General features: G+C 62.0%; 11 protein-coding genes and 5 pseudogenes. 7 read left to right on the forward strand and 9 right to left on the reverse strand.

What is annotated here, in order from left to right; genetic code table 11:
- Window positions 1–11 precede the first annotated feature (11 nt).
- From LJU32_00740 to hrpB, 4 genes and pseudogenes are all read right to left on the reverse strand, one after another.
- On the reverse strand, window positions 12–269 hold the full coding sequence (locus LJU32_00740; protein WKV89077.1) for a hypothetical protein: 258 nt from the start codon (window positions 267–269) through the stop codon (window positions 12–14).
- The gene (locus LJU32_00745) at window positions 257–436 is read right to left on the reverse strand and encodes a hypothetical protein (GenBank protein ID WKV89078.1); all 180 of its coding nucleotides are present in this window, start codon (window positions 434–436) and stop codon (window positions 257–259) included. Before LJU32_00745 ends, LJU32_00740 begins: the two co-directional genes overlap by 13 nt.
- A gap of 13 nt (window positions 437–449) precedes the next feature.
- The gene (locus LJU32_00750; GenBank protein WKV89079.1) at window positions 450–1022 is read right to left on the reverse strand and encodes a hypothetical protein; all 573 of its coding nucleotides are present in this window, start codon (window positions 1020–1022) and stop codon (window positions 450–452) included.
- A 130-nt stretch (window positions 1023–1152) separates the two neighbouring features.
- Window positions 1153–3670, reverse strand: a pseudogene (gene hrpB, locus LJU32_00755) (ATP-dependent helicase HrpB).
- 110 nt (window positions 3671–3780) lie between these two features.
- Here hrpB and LJU32_00760 point away from each other — a divergent pair.
- Both LJU32_00760 and LJU32_00765 read left to right on the forward strand, forming a co-directional pair.
- Window positions 3781–4199, forward strand: a pseudogene (locus tag LJU32_00760) (polyribonucleotide nucleotidyltransferase).
- Between the two features lie 13 nt (window positions 4200–4212).
- On the forward strand, window positions 4213–5121 hold the full coding sequence (locus LJU32_00765) for a cation diffusion facilitator family transporter (protein WKV89080.1): 909 nt from the start codon (window positions 4213–4215) through the stop codon (window positions 5119–5121).
- Window positions 5122–5161: 40 nt separating this feature from the next.
- On the opposite strand, the pseudogene LJU32_00770 reads toward LJU32_00765, so the two are convergent.
- Window positions 5162–6123, reverse strand: a pseudogene (locus LJU32_00770) (glycine zipper family protein).
- 449 nt (window positions 6124–6572) lie between these two features.
- Between LJU32_00770 and LJU32_00775 the strand changes: the two are divergent.
- Window positions 6573–7053 (forward strand): annotated as a pseudogene (locus LJU32_00775) (Lrp/AsnC family transcriptional regulator).
- Window positions 7054–7222: 169 nt separating this feature from the next.
- The gene (locus LJU32_00780) at window positions 7223–7432 is read left to right on the forward strand and encodes a DUF2788 domain-containing protein (protein WKV89081.1); all 210 of its coding nucleotides are present in this window, start codon (window positions 7223–7225) and stop codon (window positions 7430–7432) included.
- On the opposite strand, the gene LJU32_00785 is transcribed toward LJU32_00780, so the two are convergent.
- From LJU32_00785 to LJU32_00800, 4 genes and pseudogenes are all read right to left on the reverse strand, one after another.
- Complete coding sequence (locus tag LJU32_00785) at window positions 7427–7963, reverse strand: pseudouridine synthase (GenBank protein WKV91014.1); 537 nt, start codon at window positions 7961–7963, stop codon at window positions 7427–7429. The two genes, LJU32_00780 and LJU32_00785, sit on opposite strands and share 6 nt — an antisense overlap.
- 170 nt (window positions 7964–8133) lie before the next feature.
- The gene (gene amn, locus LJU32_00790; protein WKV89082.1) at window positions 8134–9633 is read right to left on the reverse strand and encodes an AMP nucleosidase; all 1500 of its coding nucleotides are present in this window, start codon (window positions 9631–9633) and stop codon (window positions 8134–8136) included.
- 190 nt (window positions 9634–9823) lie between these two features.
- On the reverse strand, window positions 9824–11473 hold the full coding sequence (locus tag LJU32_00795) for an acyl-CoA dehydrogenase family protein (GenBank protein ID WKV89083.1): 1650 nt from the start codon (window positions 11471–11473) through the stop codon (window positions 9824–9826).
- A 94-nt stretch (window positions 11474–11567) separates the two neighbouring features.
- A pseudogene (locus LJU32_00800) lies at window positions 11568–13918 on the reverse strand (response regulator).
- A gap of 473 nt (window positions 13919–14391) precedes the next feature.
- Here LJU32_00800 and LJU32_00805 point away from each other — a divergent pair.
- From LJU32_00805 to hemL, 3 genes are read left to right on the forward strand one after another with little or no spacing between them, the layout of a single operon-like run.
- Window positions 14392–15189 carry a hydroxymethylpyrimidine/phosphomethylpyrimidine kinase gene (locus LJU32_00805; GenBank protein ID WKV89084.1) on the forward strand — a complete coding sequence of 266 codons (798 nt, stop codon included), beginning with the start codon at window positions 14392–14394 and terminating at the stop codon, window positions 15187–15189.
- Between the two features lie 18 nt (window positions 15190–15207).
- The gene (gene thiE, locus LJU32_00810; protein WKV89085.1) at window positions 15208–15831 is read left to right on the forward strand and encodes a thiamine phosphate synthase; all 624 of its coding nucleotides are present in this window, start codon (window positions 15208–15210) and stop codon (window positions 15829–15831) included.
- Window positions 15832–15846: 15 nt separating this feature from the next.
- Window positions 15847–17130 carry a glutamate-1-semialdehyde 2,1-aminomutase gene (gene hemL, locus LJU32_00815; GenBank protein WKV89086.1) on the forward strand — a complete coding sequence of 428 codons (1284 nt, stop codon included), beginning with the start codon at window positions 15847–15849 and terminating at the stop codon, window positions 17128–17130.
- Window positions 17131–17132 lie beyond the last annotated feature (2 nt).

A 17132-nucleotide genomic window follows, 5' to 3' on the forward strand; every position in this document is an offset into this window, starting at 1 on the left:
CGCTGTAGCCCTCACAGGCCGGGCGGAACGTAGCCGGGAACATAGCGAACGTTGGTGCATTTGCCATGCAGGATTCGCCCGTCCTCGATCAGAAACTGGGCGATTTTCTTCTGCTGATTGACCTTCGCCTGCAACTTGCACTTTGAGCTGTGCCCGACCTGCTGGTAATGCTCGGTGTACACCATGCCATTGCCGGTATGGTTCATCGAAGTGCCAGCCGCTTTGGTGGTGGTCCAGCTCGAGGACTTGTACCAAGTCAGCACGGCCAAGGGTTCGCCGTTTGGGCCGATTTCTTTTTCATCGAATCGGGCGTGCCGAACAGGTCCAGTGCTTCCTGCATATCACGGCCTTCCCAGCGGCTCTGCGCAATGGTCGAGCAGCCGCTCAACAGCCATCCTGCCAGCAGGGTTGCCAGCCATAAACGTGTGTAAGTCATTGGATGCCTCGGCTTATTTCTTCAGTTCGAGCAGGCTGTCGATGTTGTCCATCATCTGGCTCTTTTGCTGGATCGGCGCGAGCTTGAAGAACATCTGCTGCAGCATCTCGATCATCTGCAGGTATTCCATCTTGCCCACGGCGGCCATGTCGTTTTTCGCGCGACTGCCCGGCGCACAGGCAAACTTCAGCGCTTGCTGGACCCAGAACTCTTTCGGGGTCTGCCATTGGTTGGCAACTTTCAGATGACGCATGGTGTAGGCGAGACGCTCGATGGACTGGCCATTGATAAAACGCACCTTGCCCGTAGAGCATTGGGCTTCGAGGTTGTAGACGTCGATCATAGGTTTGCCGGGTTCTTCATACACCAGGGTCACCGCGACCATGGTCGCGCCTTTGGTTTTCTGCGAAGGCACCACCGACGTCGCATCGGCGACGTACATGATGTTTTTCTGGGGCACGCCGTTGCCGTAGATAATCCACCAGTCGCCAATCGGATTGGGCTCTTCGGCCATGGCCGAACTGGAGGCGGCCAATAGCGCAGCCGACAAGAAGATCAACTTCTTGAGCTTGAAGAAAGAAGTCATGGGCAGTTCCGTTCCTTGGGCACAAGTTGTCAGGCAACAAGGCTGGTTATTGTTCAGGCGGCGATTCTGCGAGCCTGAACAACCAAGGGCAATTAGCACGGATGGGCTAATGGCGCGCAGCCATTACGGGTCAGGTGCCGCGTGGTTTTGCCCGCGCCGTGGCTTCGGCCACCAAGGGATCGTCCGGCCAATAGTGCTTTGGATAACGCCCCTTCAGATCCTTCTTCACCTCGGCATAGGTGCTGCGCCAGAAGTTGGCCAGGTCCTGCGTGACCTGCACCGGCCGCCGCGCCGGCGACAGCAGATGCAGCTTGACCACTTGCCGGCCGCCGGCGATCCGTGGCGTATCGGCCAGACCAAACAGCTCCTGCAAACGCACCGCGAGAATCGGTGGATGTTCGCTGTAATCCAGGCGAATCGATGAACCCGACGGCACGCTCAAATGATGCGGCGCCAGTTCGTCGAGCTTCTGCGGCAGCGGCCACGGCAGCTGATTACGCACGATGCTCGACAGGTCGAGATTGGCGAAATGGCTGAGCCGCGAGACCTTGCCCAGATACGGCATCAGCCAGTCCTCCAGCGTATTCAACAGCGCTGTATCGCTGACATCCGGCCATTGGCTGTCGTCCTGAGTGCCCAGATCGAGCTGACGCAACAGCCCCACCCGCGCCTGCCACTGGCGCAGTTCCGGCGTCCACGGCAGTAGCTCCAGGCCCTTGCGCCGTACCAGATTGACCAGCGCCTGACTGCGAGCGTTTTCATCCAGACCGGTCAACGGTTCGCGGCTGAGAATCAGCTCGCCGACCTTGCGCTGGCGCTCGGCGCGCAGCACGCCTTCACGTTCGTCCCAGTCAAGTTGATCGACGCTGCGCACTTGCTCAGCGAGCACCGAATCGAACAGCGCCGGATCGAAATCCGCCGCCAGATAAATGCGTTCTTCGCGCTGGCCCTGACGGCTGCCGAGGTCGGCGATAACGATCCACTCGTGCTTCATCAGGCTGTCGGCCTCGGCGAACAGCGCCGCGCGACCGTTGGCCAAACGGTATTCGGCACCACCGGCACGCCGTTGCTGGGCGACGCGATCCGGGTAGGCCAGCGCCAACAGAGCGCCAAGCCAACGCGGATGCTCGGGATCGTTGACCGGCTCACTCGGCTTGCCGCGCAGGTAGCCGCGATACTGCCGGGCCAATTGCCGGGCGCGTTGCACCCCGCCCTGCGCGCCACGACCGGCGCGCTCTTCCCTGAAAGCAGGACCAATCGGCTGTGCAGATCCGCGCCAGCGCCGCGCAGGATATCGCGCTCGCCGAGCAGCGCCGCCACATCGCAGGCCATCGCCGCCAACCCCAATGCCTGACCGCGCAACAGCAAATGCGCGATACGCGGATGCGCCGGCAGTTCGGCCATGGCCTGGCCGTGGGCCGTCAGCGTGTCGCCGTGCAAGGCGCCGAGCCGTTGCAGTAAATCCTGCGCCTGGGCATACGCGGCGGCCGGCGGTATATCGAGCCAGACCAGTTCGCCCGGGGTCACGCCCCAGCGCCCGAGTTGCAAAGCGAGGCTGGCCAGATCCGCCGAGAGAATTTCGGCGCTGCCATAAGCCGCCAGTTGTTCGTGCTGATCCTGCGACCACAGGCGAAAACACACGCCCGGCTCCAATCGCCCGGCGCGGCCGGCACGCTGGGTGGCGCTGGCCTTGGAGATGCGTTGGGTGTCGAGACGGGTCATGCCGCTGCCCGGGTCGAAGCGCGGCACCCGCGCCAATCCGGCATCGATGACCACGCGCACGCCGTTGATGGTCAGGCTGGTCTCGGCGATGTTGGTTGCCAGCACCACTTTGCGCTGACCGGGGGCGCCGGATCGATCGCTGCACGTTGCGCATTGAGGTCAAGTTCGCCGTGCAACGGGCACAGCAGAACGTCTTTGCGCTCACCGATGGCGTCGGCCAATTGCTGGTGCACGCGGCGGATTTCCGCTTGTCCCGGGAGGAACACCAACAGGCTGCCGGTTTCGTCGTGCAGCGCTTCGAGTACGGTGTGCGTGACGCGCTGGTCGATGTATTCGCCCGGCTGAAATGGCCGGCCCCAGCGCATCGTCACCGGATACATGCGCCCTTCGCTGCGCAGGATCGGCGCGTCATCAAGCAACCCCGCCAACCGCTCGCCTTCGAGGGTGGCCGACATCAGCAGAATCTTCAGCGGCTGTTCAGCGCGAAACAGCTCGCGACCGTTCAGACTGAGCGCCAGCGCCAGATCGGCGTCGAGACTGCGTTCATGAAATTCGTCGAAGATCAGCAGACCCACGCCGTCCAGCGCCGGGTCGTCCTGCAAGCGCCGGGTGAGAATGCCTTCGGTGACCACTTCGATACGCGTCTTCGGGCCAACCTTGCTGTCGAGGCGGATGCGATAGCCGACGGTTTCACCGACCTGCTCGCCGAGCTCGCTGGCCAAACGCTCCGCCGCCGCCCGCGCAGCCAGACGTCGGGGTTCGAGCATGACGATGGTCTGCCCGGCCAGCCAGGCTTCGTTGAGCAAGGCCAAGGGCACGCGGGTGGTTTTACCGGCGCCGGGCGGTGCTTCGAGCACGGCTTCGTGGCGTGACGCGAGGGCTTCACGCAGGGCGGGTAAAACATCGTCGATCGGCAAAGAAATCATGCTGGCTCCAAAACAGAGGGCCGAGTATAACGGCGAACTGCCGGGCGTTCGTCAGGGTCTTAACTTCACAAGACGAAGCTTCGTTATTTGATGACTCAGGAGACATTTCCATGCGCTTACCCTCTCGCCTGATTGGCGGTGTTCTGGTCGCCACCCTGCTCACGCAGCTCACTGCATGCGGTTCGATTTTCTACCCGGACCGCCGTGGCCAGATCGACGGCAAGATCGACCCGGCGATTGCCGTGCTCGATGCCGTCGGCCTGCTGTTCTACATCATTCCCGGACTGATCGCGTTTGCTGTCGACTTCGCCACCGGCGCGATCTATTTCGAACCGGGCCACACCGCGCAGATCGATCCGGCCAAGCTCAAGCAAGCCATCGGCCCGGATGGACAGGTCGACAATCACAAGTTGCAGGCGATTCTTGAGAGCGAGCTGGGAAGAGACTTTCCCTCGACGATCCACGCTTGATCCAGCACAAGGGCAGCACTCAGCAACTGGTGATGTTCGGCCTGCAACCCGCCGCTTGAATAAGGACGTTCAATGACATCCAGCCCCGAACACGCCCGCCTGCTGCGGCTGGCGACCCGCGCCTCGGTGGCGGTCGCCTGCACGCTGATCGTCGCCAAGGCGATTGCCTGGTGGCTCAGTGGATCGGTGAGCATGCTCGCCGGCCTCACCGACTCGGCGCTGGATGGCGTGACCTCGATGCTCAATCTGCTGGCAGTGCACTACGCCTTGCGCCCGGCGGATGACGATCACCGTTATGGCCACGGCAAAGCCGAATCGCTGGCGGGCATGGCGCAGGCGTTGTTCATCGGTGGCAGCGCGGTGTTGATCGCGTTTCAGGCCTACCAACGCTTGCATACGCCGGAGCCGCTTGGCGCGCCGTGGCTGAGCATCGGCGTGATCGTATTTTCGCTGTTGCTGACGGCGGCGCTGCTGATGTTGCAGCATCGAGTGATCAAGCAGACCGGCTCCAACGCGGTACGCGCCGACTCGTTGCATTACCGTTCGGACCTGCTGCTCAACGGCAGCATCCTCATCGCGCTGGTATTGGCGGGAATGGGTTTTGCGCAACTGGACGCGTGGTTCGGCCTGGGGATCGCCGCGTACATTTTCTGGAGCGCAATCCAGATAGCCCGGGAGAGTTTTTCGGTGCTGATGGACGAGGAACTGCCGACCGATGTCAGCCAACACATGCTCGAACTGGCCTGCAGCGTCCCCGGCGTGCTCGGTGCACATGACCTGCGCACGCGGATCTCCGGCAACCACTGGTTTGTGCAATTGCACTTGGAGCTGCCGGGCGAACTGACCCTGTCAGTCGCCCATGGCATCAGCGATCAAGCAGCGGCGGCAATACACAAGGCTTATCCCAAAGCCGAGGTACTGGTCCACGCCGATCCTGTAAAAACAGCCACAAGCGAAAAGCCTCTAGCTTCAAGCTTGTAGCTGTAGCTTGTAGCTTGTAGCTTGTAGCTTGTAGCTGCCCCTATCTGACCTGATAACCGCGACTGTTCAGGCAGTTGCCCTGCGCCTGGCGATACGCCTCAACCACTTCGGGCGCCGGTTGGTAGGTCGCGGTGCGCGGGTCGAAACCGCTTTGCTGCACGGCGTACTGAGAGCACTGGTAACCGTCCTGCTGCACTTGCTGCGGCGACTGGCCGTTGGCCGGGTAGGCTTCGACGTCATAGCCCTGAGCTTGCGGTTGCGGCGGTTGCTGCAGCGGCGGCTCGACCACCACGTAGTCCTGCGTCGCCTCTTGATAGGCGTAATATGAGCCGGCGGCGAGGAACAGCAGCGAGCCGCCGATCCATACCTCACGGGCGTAATCCGGCAAATACTGGATGCGAATCCCGCGCGGTGGCTGGACGACGATGTAGCGCGGGCCTTGCGGGCGATACCAGTAGCCGCCGGAGTAGAAGTAATCCTGACCGCGATACGGCACGCGGTAATCACGATCCGGGAAGCGATCGATCACATGGCCCGGACGATACTGCGGGCCCGGCCCCAGCCATTGCCATGACCGTTCGGCCGTCCCGGCCAGCGGTTGTCATCGGGACGCGGCTGCGTCTGCCACTGTTGATTGTGGTAACCGTTCTGCGGGCGCTCGTCGCGGTAGTAACCCTGACGCGGCTCCTGGGTCTGGCGCACGGCGTCGGGACGTGGCTGGATCGGCAGACTGTTGGCCGGTAATTGTGGCGGTGGTGGCGGTTGGCGAACCGGGTTGGGGTTGTAGGCCGGGCGGTTCTGATCCCGGTTCTGCCATTGACCGTCATTGTTATGCGGCTGGCCGTTGTGCTCGAACTGACGGCTATTGTCGCCACGAATGATCCCGTCGTTCTGCGGCCCGTTGCCGGGCCCACGATTCTGCGGCTCATCGGCCAGCGCTTGCGCACTGACACCCACACAGAGCAAACCAACACCGGCCAGACGCCAGATGCGCGAATTCATGCTTTTCCTCACTGCGGGAGCCTGTCGTTGGGAGGGCTTGTTGCTGAGACTCGGAACTACCCCACCGGGTTCTGCAACAGGTTATCAGTCGCGCGACTTATTTATTGAGGCGCCAACATGAAATCGCAGGCAAGAAAAAGGGAGACCCGTCGGCCTCCCTTCTGGAGATACTTCGTCCTGGCTCGACGCTTTTGACGTCGGCTCACCTCACGCCGTCTTCTGGACAGTGTGCAGCTCGGGGCCGGCACATCCCCGGTGGGGGTGGCGGCCGCGGCGGGCCTGATTGGGCGAACCGCGTGGACTGTGTTACCGAGCAGTGATTCTGGTGATAAGAATAGGCCTGAGGGCGCGACAGATGATTGCGAAAATTGCTCAATTAAACACTGCTTGCGCAATTTTTAACCCTGGATAGATAATCCGCCGCAATAGTTACGACCAAGGACAGATTGATGAGCAAACTCGACCGGTATGACCTGAGTATTTTGGCGGAATTGCAGCGCGACGCCCGTATCTCCAACCAGGAACTGGCCGAGCGCATCGGTCTGTCGCCCTCGCGCTTGCTCGCGCCGGGTCAAGCAACTGGAAGACGATGGTTATATCTCGCGCCAGGTTGCCCTGCTCGATCGCAAGATGCTCGGCTTGAGCCTGACCGCGTATGTGCTGATCGGCATGGACCGGCACACCCCGGAACGCTTCGAGAATTTCGAAGCGGCAATCCGCACATTGCCGCAAGTACTGGAATGCAGCCTGGTGACCGGGGTGGATGCCGACTACCAGTTGAAAGTGGTGGTGCCGGATATGGATCACTATCAGAAACTGCTGCTGGGGCATCTGACCCGGATTGAAGGGGTTACGAGTGTGCGGTCGAGTTTTGTGCTGAATCAGGTGCTCAACAGCACCGAACTGCCGCTGACTCATTTGCGTAGCTGAAATCGCTTTCGCGAGCAGGCTCGCTCCCACAGGGGAATGCATTTCAACCTGTGGGAGCGAGCCTGCTCGCGAAGGGGCCAGCACAGGCGACGCAGATCAATGCCACCCCACCGACCATGGCGTATACTCGCCGCCGCCCTTTCAGCCCTGTCCGCGCCGGAGATCGCCAATGGATCCAGCACTGTTCGAAGAATGGATGATGACCGGTCTGGTCAGCATCCTGATCATTTTCATGGGTTTCATCGTCTGGGATCTGGCGAAGAAATCCAAGGCCGAGCGGTTCGGCTCGTTCATTCTGTTTTTCGTGCTGGGCCTGGGCGTGGCCGCGTTCATCATCAAGAGTGTGGTGATCGGCCTGATCGAATCCGGCGCCTTATAAGCGCGCCGGTACTTCCCGCCACTGGCCCTGATCAAGCCCTTCGATGGTCCAGTCGCCAATCCTGACCCGCACCAGACGCAACGTCGGCAACCCGACCGCCGCCGTCATGCGCCGCACCTGACGGTTACGCCCTTCGCGAATCACCAGTTCCAGCCATGAAGTGGGTATGGTCGCGCGAAAGCGTACCGGTGGATTGCGCGGCCACAATTGCGGCTCAGCCAGTTGTCGCGCTTCGGCGGGCAGGGTCATGCCGTCATTCAGCTCGACACCATCACGCAGGCGCTGCAACTGCTCGGCCGTCGGCTCGCCTTCCACCTGCACCCAATAGGTCTTCGCCAGCTTGTGTTTGGGATCGGCGATGCGCGCCTGCAACTGGCCGTCGTTGGTCAGCAGCAACAAACCTTCGCTGTCGCGATCCAGACGTCCGGCCGGATAAATCCCCGGCACATCGATGTAATCCTTGAGCGTCGCCCGCCCTTCACCGTCGCTGAACTGCGTCAGCACATCGAAGGGTTTGTTGAACAGGATCAGTTTCGGCTCGGCCGGTGGTGCCTTGGCAACACGGCGCGGGGCAGAAGACTGAGGCTTCGCGCCGGGGCGGCGGGAAGGTGGACGCGGGGACGGGACATAAGAGACAGAACATTTAGCGATCAGGGCTGACAATGCTAGTTCCCCGACCGCCAAATGACCACGACTAACCGTTACCGGAACGGCGGCTCGTCGAAGCTGCGCAGTTTGCGCGAGTGCAGCGAATTGAGTTCGGTGCGCAGCAGATCCACCGCTTCGATGCCGATTTTCAAATGCTGGCTGACTGCGCGTTCATAGAAGGCATTGGCCGAGCCCGGCAGTTTGATTTCGCTGTGCAGCGGCTTGTCCGAAACACAGAGCAACGTGCCGTAGGGCACCCGCAGGCGATAACCTTGCGCGGCGATCGTGCCGCTTTCCATGTCCACCGCCACTGCGCGGGACAAGTTGATGAGTGGCCGTTCCTGAGCCCAGCGCAATTCCCAGTTACGGTCGTCGTAGGTCAGAACCGTGCCGGTGCGCAGGCGCTTCTTCAGATCGTCGCCCTTCTCGCCGGTGACATTCGCCGCTGCCTGCTGCAGAGCAAGCTGCACTTCGGCCAGTGCCGGGATCGGAATATTCGGCGGCACCACGCGATCGAGAATGCCATCGCGACGCATGTAGGCGTGAGCCAGCACGTAGTCGCCGATAGTCTGCGACTGACGCAGGCCGCCGCAGTGGCCGATCATCAGCCAGCAATGCGGGCGCAGCACGGCCAGGTGATCGGTGATGTTTTTGGCGTTGGACGGGCCGACGCCGATATTCACCAGCGTCACACCGTGGCCATCGCTGGCGATCAGGTGATAGGCCGGCATCTGGTAACGGTGCCAGACCACACCGGCGGCGATTGCCGAAGCTTCGCCGTGGTCCATGCTCTTCTCGATGATCACATTGCCCGGCAGGACCATGCGCACGAAACGCGGATCGTTGCGCAACTGCTCAAGACCATGAACGATGAACTGGTCGACGTAGCGGTGATAGTTGGTCAGCAGAATCCACGGCTGCACATGGCGCCAGTCGCTGCCGGTGTAATGCACCAGACGGCGCAGGGAGAAGTCCACGCGCGCGGCGTCGAACAGCGCCAGTGGCAGCGGATCGGTGTTTTCCCAGTCATAGAGGCCGTCGGCGATGCCATCGGTGGCGGCGGACAGGTCAGTACTCGGGAACACCCGCGCCAGCACTGCCGCAGTGACACCGGAGCCGGCCAGTTCATCGCCCTGCTCAACCACGTACGGATACGGAATGTTCTGCTGGCTGACGCCGACTTCGACGGTCACGGTGAAGTCATGCATCAACGGTGTCAGCTGTTCAAGCAGGTATTTGCGAAACGCCGCCGGGTGGGTGACGGTGACGCTGTAAGTGCCCGGCAACTGCACCTTGGCGTAAGCGCGGGTGGTCTGCGGCACTTCACCCTGGCAGTGGTAGGTCAGACGCAATTCGGGATAACGAAACAGGGCACGCTGCTCGGCGTCGGGCTCGACGCGGTCCTTGAGGTAACGCTTGAGGGCAGAATTCAGCGCAGTGGTGGCCCGCTCATGCAGCTCGGCCAGACGATCCACGGCTTGTTCGGCGGTTTGAACGACAATAAACGCTTCGGTCACGATCAGCTTCCTGTGTTCTGACTTGCAGGGCTTCATCTTGCCTGCATCGTGGACGCACGGGAACAGTGGCGTTGTGGGTGTACCGAAATCTTTCAGGTAACCCGAATCCTGTGGGAGCTGGCTTGCCAGCGATGAGGCCGTCACATTCAACATCGATGTTGACTGACAGACCGCCATCGCTGGCAAGCCAGCTCCACAGGGTTTTGTGGTGTCGGGAAAATTGCGGTTAGAAAAGCTGTGGGGTCGAGCGTGCGACGATGGGTTCGACGTCCAGCCCACGCGGCAACGCGCCGTAGACGCGACCTCCACCGCTCAGACGGCTGGCAATGAAAGCATCGCTGACGGCTGAATTCCCCGCCTCCAACAGGAGTTTGGCCTGCAATCCAAGGGCAATGTCTTCGGTCAACTGCCGCGCCCGATACTGAATATCACTGGTGTCCTTGAACTGCGCCTGCAACTGCTGAATGTGCGCGGCCAGACGCTTGTCGCCATGACCGTCGCCCAATTCGCTGAACAGCACATCCAACACACCCGGCTCCTTCGACAATGCGCGCAGCACATCCAGACATTGCACATTCCCCGACCCTTCCCACGTCGAATTCACCGGCGCTTCGCGGTACAGGCGCGGCAGGATGCTGTCCTCGACGTATCCAGCACCGCCCATGCATTCGGCGGCCTCGTTGATCATCCCCGGCGCACGCTTGCAGATCCAGTATTTGCCCACTGCCGTCACCAGCCGCGCGAACTGCGCTTCGTGGCGATCATTCAGATGGTCCAGCGCCTTGCCCATGCGCAGACTCAGCGCCAACGCCGCTTCGCTCTCCAGCGCCAGATCGGCGAGTACGTTTTGCATCAGCGGCTGCTCGCTGAGCAATTTGCCGCCAACCTTGCGGTGCGCGCAGTGATGGCTGGCCTGGGTCAGCGCCTGGCGCATCAGCGAGCTGGAACCAACCATGCAATCGAAACGGGTCATCGCCACCATCTCGATAATGGTCGGCACGCCGCGCCCTTCTTCGCCGATCATCCAGGCCAGCGCGCCACGAAACTCCACCTCGCTGGAGGCGTTGGACTGGTTGCCGAGTTTGTTTTTCAGACGCTGAATGTAGAACTGATTGCGCGTGTCGTCCGGGCGATGGCGCGGCAGCAGGAAGCAACTCAAGCCCTTGTCGGTTTGCGCCAATGTGAGGAAGGCATCGCACATCGGCGCCGAGCAGAACCACTTGTGCCCGACCAGCTCATAAGCCTGACCCGGGCCGCTGGCGCCGACCGGGTAAGCCTTGGTGGTGTTGGCGCGAACGTCGGTGCCGCCCTGCTTCTCGGTCATCGCCATGCCGATGGTCACGCCGGCCTTGTGCGCCATGCCGACGTTGCGCGGATCGTATTCGGTGGCGAGGACTTTTGGCAGCCACTGCTCGGCCAGGTTCGGCTGCAAGCGCAGGGCCGGCACGCTGGCGAAGGTCATGGTCAACGGGCAACCACTGCCGGCCTCGGCCTGGCTATGCAGATAGGTCATCGAAGCGCGGGCGACATGTGCGCCGTCCTGCGGGTGCGCCCAGGGCAGCGAGGTCAGGCCATGCTCGATCGCGCTGCGCATGAGCTCGTGGTAAGCCGGGTGAAATTCGACCAGATCGATGCGGTGACCGTAGCGATCATGGCTGGCAAATACCGGTTTGTTCTGGTTGGCGAGAAACCCCGCCTCCATCAAAGGCCCGCCCGCCAGTGCGCCGTAGGCATCGATACGCGACTCGGCCCAACCGGCGCCAAAACGCCGCGACCACTCCTGGAGCGGCAGGTCGATGCGGTACAGGTTGGTGCCGTCCAGCGACGGCGGCTGATTGGTGACTTCGTGGGTTTCGGCGAACTGATGCAGGTTCATGACGGCACTCCGTGTTCAGCAATGGCACCAGTTAAGCACTGGTGCTTTTTGAACAAAGTGTCATACGCGCCGTTTTTGCGGCGCTTTTACCCCATCAGCAACTGAGCACGCGGCGCTGCAATGCAGCTTGCAGATCCTCGAATTTCACCGGTTTGGCCAGATAGTCGATGGCCGCGCCCGGCGCGCATTGCTCGCGATCCGCGCCCAGCGCCAGCATGAACACCGGCAGGTGCGCGCAGCCCGGCAGCGCGTGGATCTGGCAGCACAGCGATGCGCCTTCGTGGCTGGGCAATTGGCAGTCGATCAGCACCGCATCGAAGCTTTCCCGTTGCAGGCAGTCCAGCGCAGCGGCGCCGTTATCAGCGCTGCGCACGCGGAAACCGAGCTTGAGCAACATGCCGCGCATCACCAGTTGGTTGACGCTGTTGTCGTCCACCAGCAGCACCGTGCAGTCCTGCGGCGCACGCGTGCAATCGCGGGTCGGCTGATCCGCAGGTGTTTCGATCACCGGCAGTTCGAATTCGACATCGAGCTGGAAGCGGCTGCCGCTTCCGGGCTCGGAGCGGTGGGTGAGTTTGCCGCCGAGCAATTCGACCAGTTGCCGACAGATCGCCAGACCCACCCCAGGCCGCCGTATTCGCGAGTCATCGAACCGTCGAGCTGGAAAAAACGCTGATACAGCGTGGCCTCGCCCAGATCAGTGAAACCGATACCGGTGTCGATCACCGCAAACGACAGCGCCATGCAGTTATCCGTCGACGGCCGCCCGGTAACGCGTAGCGCCAGGCCGCCGACGCGGGTGAACTTGATGGCGTTGTCGAGCAGGCATTCCAGACACTGCGCCAGTTTCGCGCTGTCGCCATGCAGGCGATCCGGCAGGGTCGGCAAGACCTCGACCTTGAAATCCAGCGACTTGCTCGTCGCATTCCCCTCGAACTGCACGCGCAATGCCTCGACTACGCCGCGCAGGCTGAACGTACCCGGCGACGCCTTGAGCTTGCCGGCCTGCAATTCGGTGAGTGTGAGAATGCCATTGACCATGCGCATCATGTCGCGGGCAGAACCGGCGGCGGTCTGTTGATATTGCTCAAGCTCGGGATCGAGGTCGACGGTCTGCATCAGCTCCAGCGAACCGATCACGCCGTTCATCGGCGTGCGCAGTTCGTGGGTCAGGGTGGCGAGGAATTCATCTTTCAGTTTGTTGCTGTGGGCCAGTTGCTGGTTGAGCACTTCGAGTTTCTGCCCGGCGTCGTACAGCGTCTGCGCCTGCTGCTCGCGCATGGCGTTGATGCGATCGGCCAGCGCCAGCGACAGCAGAGCCACCTCGATGGCCGAGCCGATCTGGCTGGCGTACATGGTCAGGAACACGTTGGGCAGCAGGCCCAACACCATCAGCGTATTGACGATGCCGCCGAGCAAAAATGCCGACCAGGCGATGATGAAGTAACGCGCCACCCGCAAGCCGCGCCACCAGGCGAGAATCCCGGCGGCAAAGATCACCACGGTGAAGGTCAGCGCCAGTGTGGTCGCCAGGCGCAGGGCCAGGGCGTAACTGGTCATCAGCGACAGACCGATCACCAGCGCACTGAAGGCAACCAGACCGATCAGCAAACGGTCCAGCCAAGGGCTGTGAGTCTTGGTCTGCAGGAAACTGCGAGCGAACTGGCTGCCGAACAGCCCGGCGCAACCGATGAAAAACGGCGTCGCGGCGTTGGCCCACCACGGGTTGTCCGGCCAGAAATACTCGACCGCCGCGCCGTTCACCGACAATTGATAGAGGCCGAATGAGCCAATGTAGAAGATGTAATAGAGGTAACTGGTGTCGCGCACGCTCAGGTAGATGAACAGGTTGTAGACCAGCATCCCCAGCAGCACGCCATAAATGATGCCGAGCACATACAGGCGCACCGGTTGGTCTTCGAGGTACGCGGTGCTCGACCACAACGTCACCGGCGCCTGGATCGAGCCTTCGCTGGCCAGGCGCAGGTACAACGTCTGTTGCTGATTCGGTTTGAACGGCAGATCGAACAGGTAATTGTTCTGGCGGATCTCGCGGCTGGCGAACGGCAAAGCATCGCCGGTCTGGCGCACCAGTCGGTAGTCGCCGCTGGCGTCGGGCAAGTACAGATCGAGGTGATCAAGCGGCGGATACGCCAGTTCCAGCAGCCAGGTGCGCTGGGCGACCGGGTTGCTCGGGCGGTAATGCAGATCGATCTTCAGCCAGAACGCCGAACGCGAGTAACCGGCATTGAGCGTGGCCTTGTCGTGGGCTTTGAAATGGCCGGCGGCATCCTGTGCGCGGACGTCGGCAATCGTCGCCTGACCGCTCGGGTCTTCGAACACTTGCAGCGATCGGCCCAGCGGCAGGCTCTGGGTGAATTCGTCGAATTCGACAGCGCTCGCCATGAGGGGCAAGCAGAACAGCAACATCAGCAAATAGCGCATTGAAGCCCCAGCGTGGCTCGTCCGGTTGTGTCAGGAAGCCCCCATTCCCTTTGAGTAGACGTAAAACCGGTATTACCTATGATTGTTTGGATCCAGACTAGCATAGCCGCTGATGGCCATTGAGCACCATGGAAATTTTTCCTACAACGGCTCTAGAACGGGCGTTCCAGGGCAAAGCACCGAGATAGAGCTGTTGGGTTGGTCAACTCGCGACGACAGCCTCCTTGATAGATGACCAATTGTGGCGAGGGGATTTATCCCCGTTCGGCTGCGAAGCAGTCGCAAGTCCATCCAGCGAGATGTGTCAGAAAGAACCGGATTGCAGGGTTTGGGGCCGCTTCGCAGCCCAACGGGGATAAATCCCTCGCCACAAATGTGCTCCAAATAAAGACTGCGGGGTTGTCCGACAATCTGCTCGCAAACACCGTGAGTACTGAACCCCAAAATCAGCTTTGGTGGTAAGCTCGCGCACCATGAATATCTACAGCTCCCGCCCCGTTGTCCTCTGTCTCTCCGGCCACGACCCCAGTGGTGGCGCCGGCTTGCAGGCAGATATCGAAGCCTTGCTCGCGCAGGGTTGCCATGCGGCTCCGGCCGTCACCGCCCTGACCGTGCAAGACACCGTCAACGTCACTGACTTCCGCGTCCTCGACCGTGAGTGGGTATTGGCCCAGGCCAACGCCGTGCTCAACGACTCCGAAGTCGCGGCGGTGAAACTGGGCATGCTCGGCTCGCTGGAGATGGTCGACACGGTCGTCGAACTGCTCTCGGCGCACCCGCATCTGCCGGTGGTCTGCGACCCGGTGCTGCGTGCCGGCGGCGGCGGACGCCTGGGCAAGGACGAGGTCGGCTACGCGATGCGCGAGCGTCTGTTGCCGCTGTCGATCATTGCTACCCCGAATCTTCCCGAGGCGCGAATCCTTGCCGAACTGCCCGAGGGTACGGCCGACGAGTGCGCGGAAAAACTTCTGCCATTCATCAAAAACCTGCTGATCACCGGCGGCCATGGCGACGAAACTGAAATCCACAACCGCGTGTACAGCCGCGACGGCCTGCGCGAAACCTTTATCTGCCAGCGTCTGCCGGGTAGCTATCACGGCTCCGGCTGTACGCTGGCCAGCGCTTTGGCCGGGCGACTCGCTCAGGGCGAACACTTGGCCAGTGCCGTGCGCAGTGCGCTGGATTACACCTGGCGGACGCTGCGCGATGCCGAACAACTGGGCAAAGGCCAGTTCGTGCCGCGTCGCCTGCCGCTGGATTTCTGCTCGTAACCTCGTGAGGTCTGCCCGATGAAACTACGTGGCCTGTATGCCATCACCGACAGCCAGTTGCTGGCCGGCAAGTTTCTGTCTTACGTGGAGGCGGCGCTGGAAGGTGGCGTCATCCTGCTGCAATACCGCGACAAGAGCAGCGACGAGGCCCGCCGCCTGCGCGAGGCCGAAGCGCTGCGCAACTTGTGCGAGCGCTACAAGACGCAGTTGATCATCAACGATGACGCCGAACTGGCCGCGCGCCTCAACGTCGGTGTGCATTTGGGCCAGACCGACGGCCCGCTGTCGCCGACCCGCGCCCTGCTCGGTTCGAAAGCGATCATCGGCTCCACCTGTCACGGGCAGATCGCCCTGGCCGAACAGGCCGCCAAAGAAGGTGCGAGTTACGTTGCCTTCGGCCGCTTCTTCAATTCCACCACCAAACCCGGTGCGCCGAGTTGCAGCCTCGGCTTGCTCGACGAAGCCAAACGCACGCTGCACTTGCCGATCTGCGCGATTGGCGGCATCACCCTCGATAACGCCGCGCCGCTGGTCGAGCACGGTGTCGATCTGCTCGCCGTGATCCACGGTTTGTTTGGCGCCGAGAGCAGCGCCGAAGTGACCCGCCGCGCCCGCGCCTTCAACGAACTTCTGAAAATCTGATTTGAGAGCCCGATCATGTCTCGTTCCGAAACCCTGTTTGCCAATGCTCAGAAACACATCCCCGGCGGCGTAAACTCGCCGGTGCGCGCGTTCAAGAGCGTCGGCGGCACCCCGCTGTTCTTCAAACACGCCGAAGGCGCTCACGTCACCGACGAAGACGACAAGCGTTATGTCGATTATGTGGGTTCGTGGGGGCCGATGATCCTCGGCCACAGCCATCCGGACGTGCTCGACGCGGTGCGCAATCAGCTGCAACACGGCCTGTCCTACGGCGCGCCGACCTCGATGGAAACCGAGATGGCCGATCTGGTCTGCTCGCTGGTGCCGTCGATGGACATGGTGCGTATGGTCAGCTCCGGCACCGAAGCGACCATGAGCGCGATTCGTCTGGCCCGTGGTTTCACCGGCCGCGACAGCATCATCAAGTTCGAAGGCTGCTACCACGGCCACTCCGACAGCCTGCTGGTCAAGGCCGGTTCCGGCGCATTGACCCAGGGCGTACCGAGCTCGGCCGGCGTGCCGGCAGCGTTCGCCAAACACACCCTGACCCTGCCGTTCAACGACATCGACGCAGTTGAAGCGATGCTCGCCGAAGTGGGCGAAGAGGTGGCGTGCATCATCGTCGAGCCGGTCGCCGGCAACATGAACTGCGTGCCGCCAGCGCCGGGCTTCCTCGAAGGCCTGCGCTCGCTGTGCGACAAACATGGTGTGGTGCTGATCTTCGATGAAGTGATGACCGGTTTCCGTGTCGCCCTCGGCGGTGCCCAGGCGCATTACGGCGTGACGCCAGACCTGACCACATTCGGCAAGATCATCGGCGGCGGCATGCCGGTGGGTTGCTTCGGTGGCAAGCGCGAGATCATGCAGCGCATCGCCCCGCTGGGTCCGGTATATCAGGCCGGTACGCTGTCGGGTAATCCACTGGCGATGGCCGCCGGCCTGACGACTCTGCGTCTGATCAGCCGCCCGGGCTTCCACGCCGAACTGACCGACTACACCGCGCGCATGCTCGACGGCCTGCAACAGCGCGCCGATGCCGCCGGCATTCCGTTCGTGACCACTCAGGCCGGCGGCATGTTCGGCCTGTATTTCAGCGGCGCCGACGACATCGTCACCTTCGACGACGTGATGGCCAGCGACGCGGCACTGTTCGGGCGCTTCTTCCACTTGATGCTGGAAGGTGGCGTGTACCTGGCGCCGAGTGCGTTCGAAGCCGGTTTCACCTCGATCGCCCATGGCGAAGCCGAGCTGCAACTGACGCTGGACGCTGCCGAGCGTGCCTTCGCTGCATTAAAATAATC

Origin of the sequence: Pseudomonas sp. B21_DOA (assembly GCA_030544685.1) — a bacterium.
GTDB classification, from domain to species: Bacteria; Pseudomonadota; Gammaproteobacteria; order Pseudomonadales; family Pseudomonadaceae; genus Aquipseudomonas; species Aquipseudomonas fluorescens_AO.

Coding starts and splice junctions, on each gene's coding strand:
- LJU32_00745 (WKV89078.1), bottom strand. CDS start 436: ATGACTTACACACGTTTATGGCTGGCAACCCTGCTGGCAGGATGGCTG.
- LJU32_00750 (WKV89079.1), bottom strand. CDS start 1,022: ATGACTTCTTTCTTCAAGCTCAAGAAGTTGATCTTCTTGTCGGCTGCG.
- LJU32_00765 (WKV89080.1), top strand. CDS start 4,213: ATGACATCCAGCCCCGAACACGCCCGCCTGCTGCGGCTGGCGACCCGC.
- LJU32_00780 (WKV89081.1), top strand. CDS start 7,223: ATGGATCCAGCACTGTTCGAAGAATGGATGATGACCGGTCTGGTCAGC.
- amn (WKV89082.1), bottom strand. CDS start 9,633: ATGAAGCCCTGCAAGTCAGAACACAGGAAGCTGATCGTGACCGAAGCG.
- LJU32_00795 (WKV89083.1), bottom strand. CDS start 11,473: ATGAACCTGCATCAGTTCGCCGAAACCCACGAAGTCACCAATCAGCCG.
- LJU32_00805 (WKV89084.1), top strand. CDS start 14,392: ATGAATATCTACAGCTCCCGCCCCGTTGTCCTCTGTCTCTCCGGCCAC.
- thiE (WKV89085.1), top strand. CDS start 15,208: ATGAAACTACGTGGCCTGTATGCCATCACCGACAGCCAGTTGCTGGCC.
- hemL (WKV89086.1), top strand. CDS start 15,847: ATGTCTCGTTCCGAAACCCTGTTTGCCAATGCTCAGAAACACATCCCC.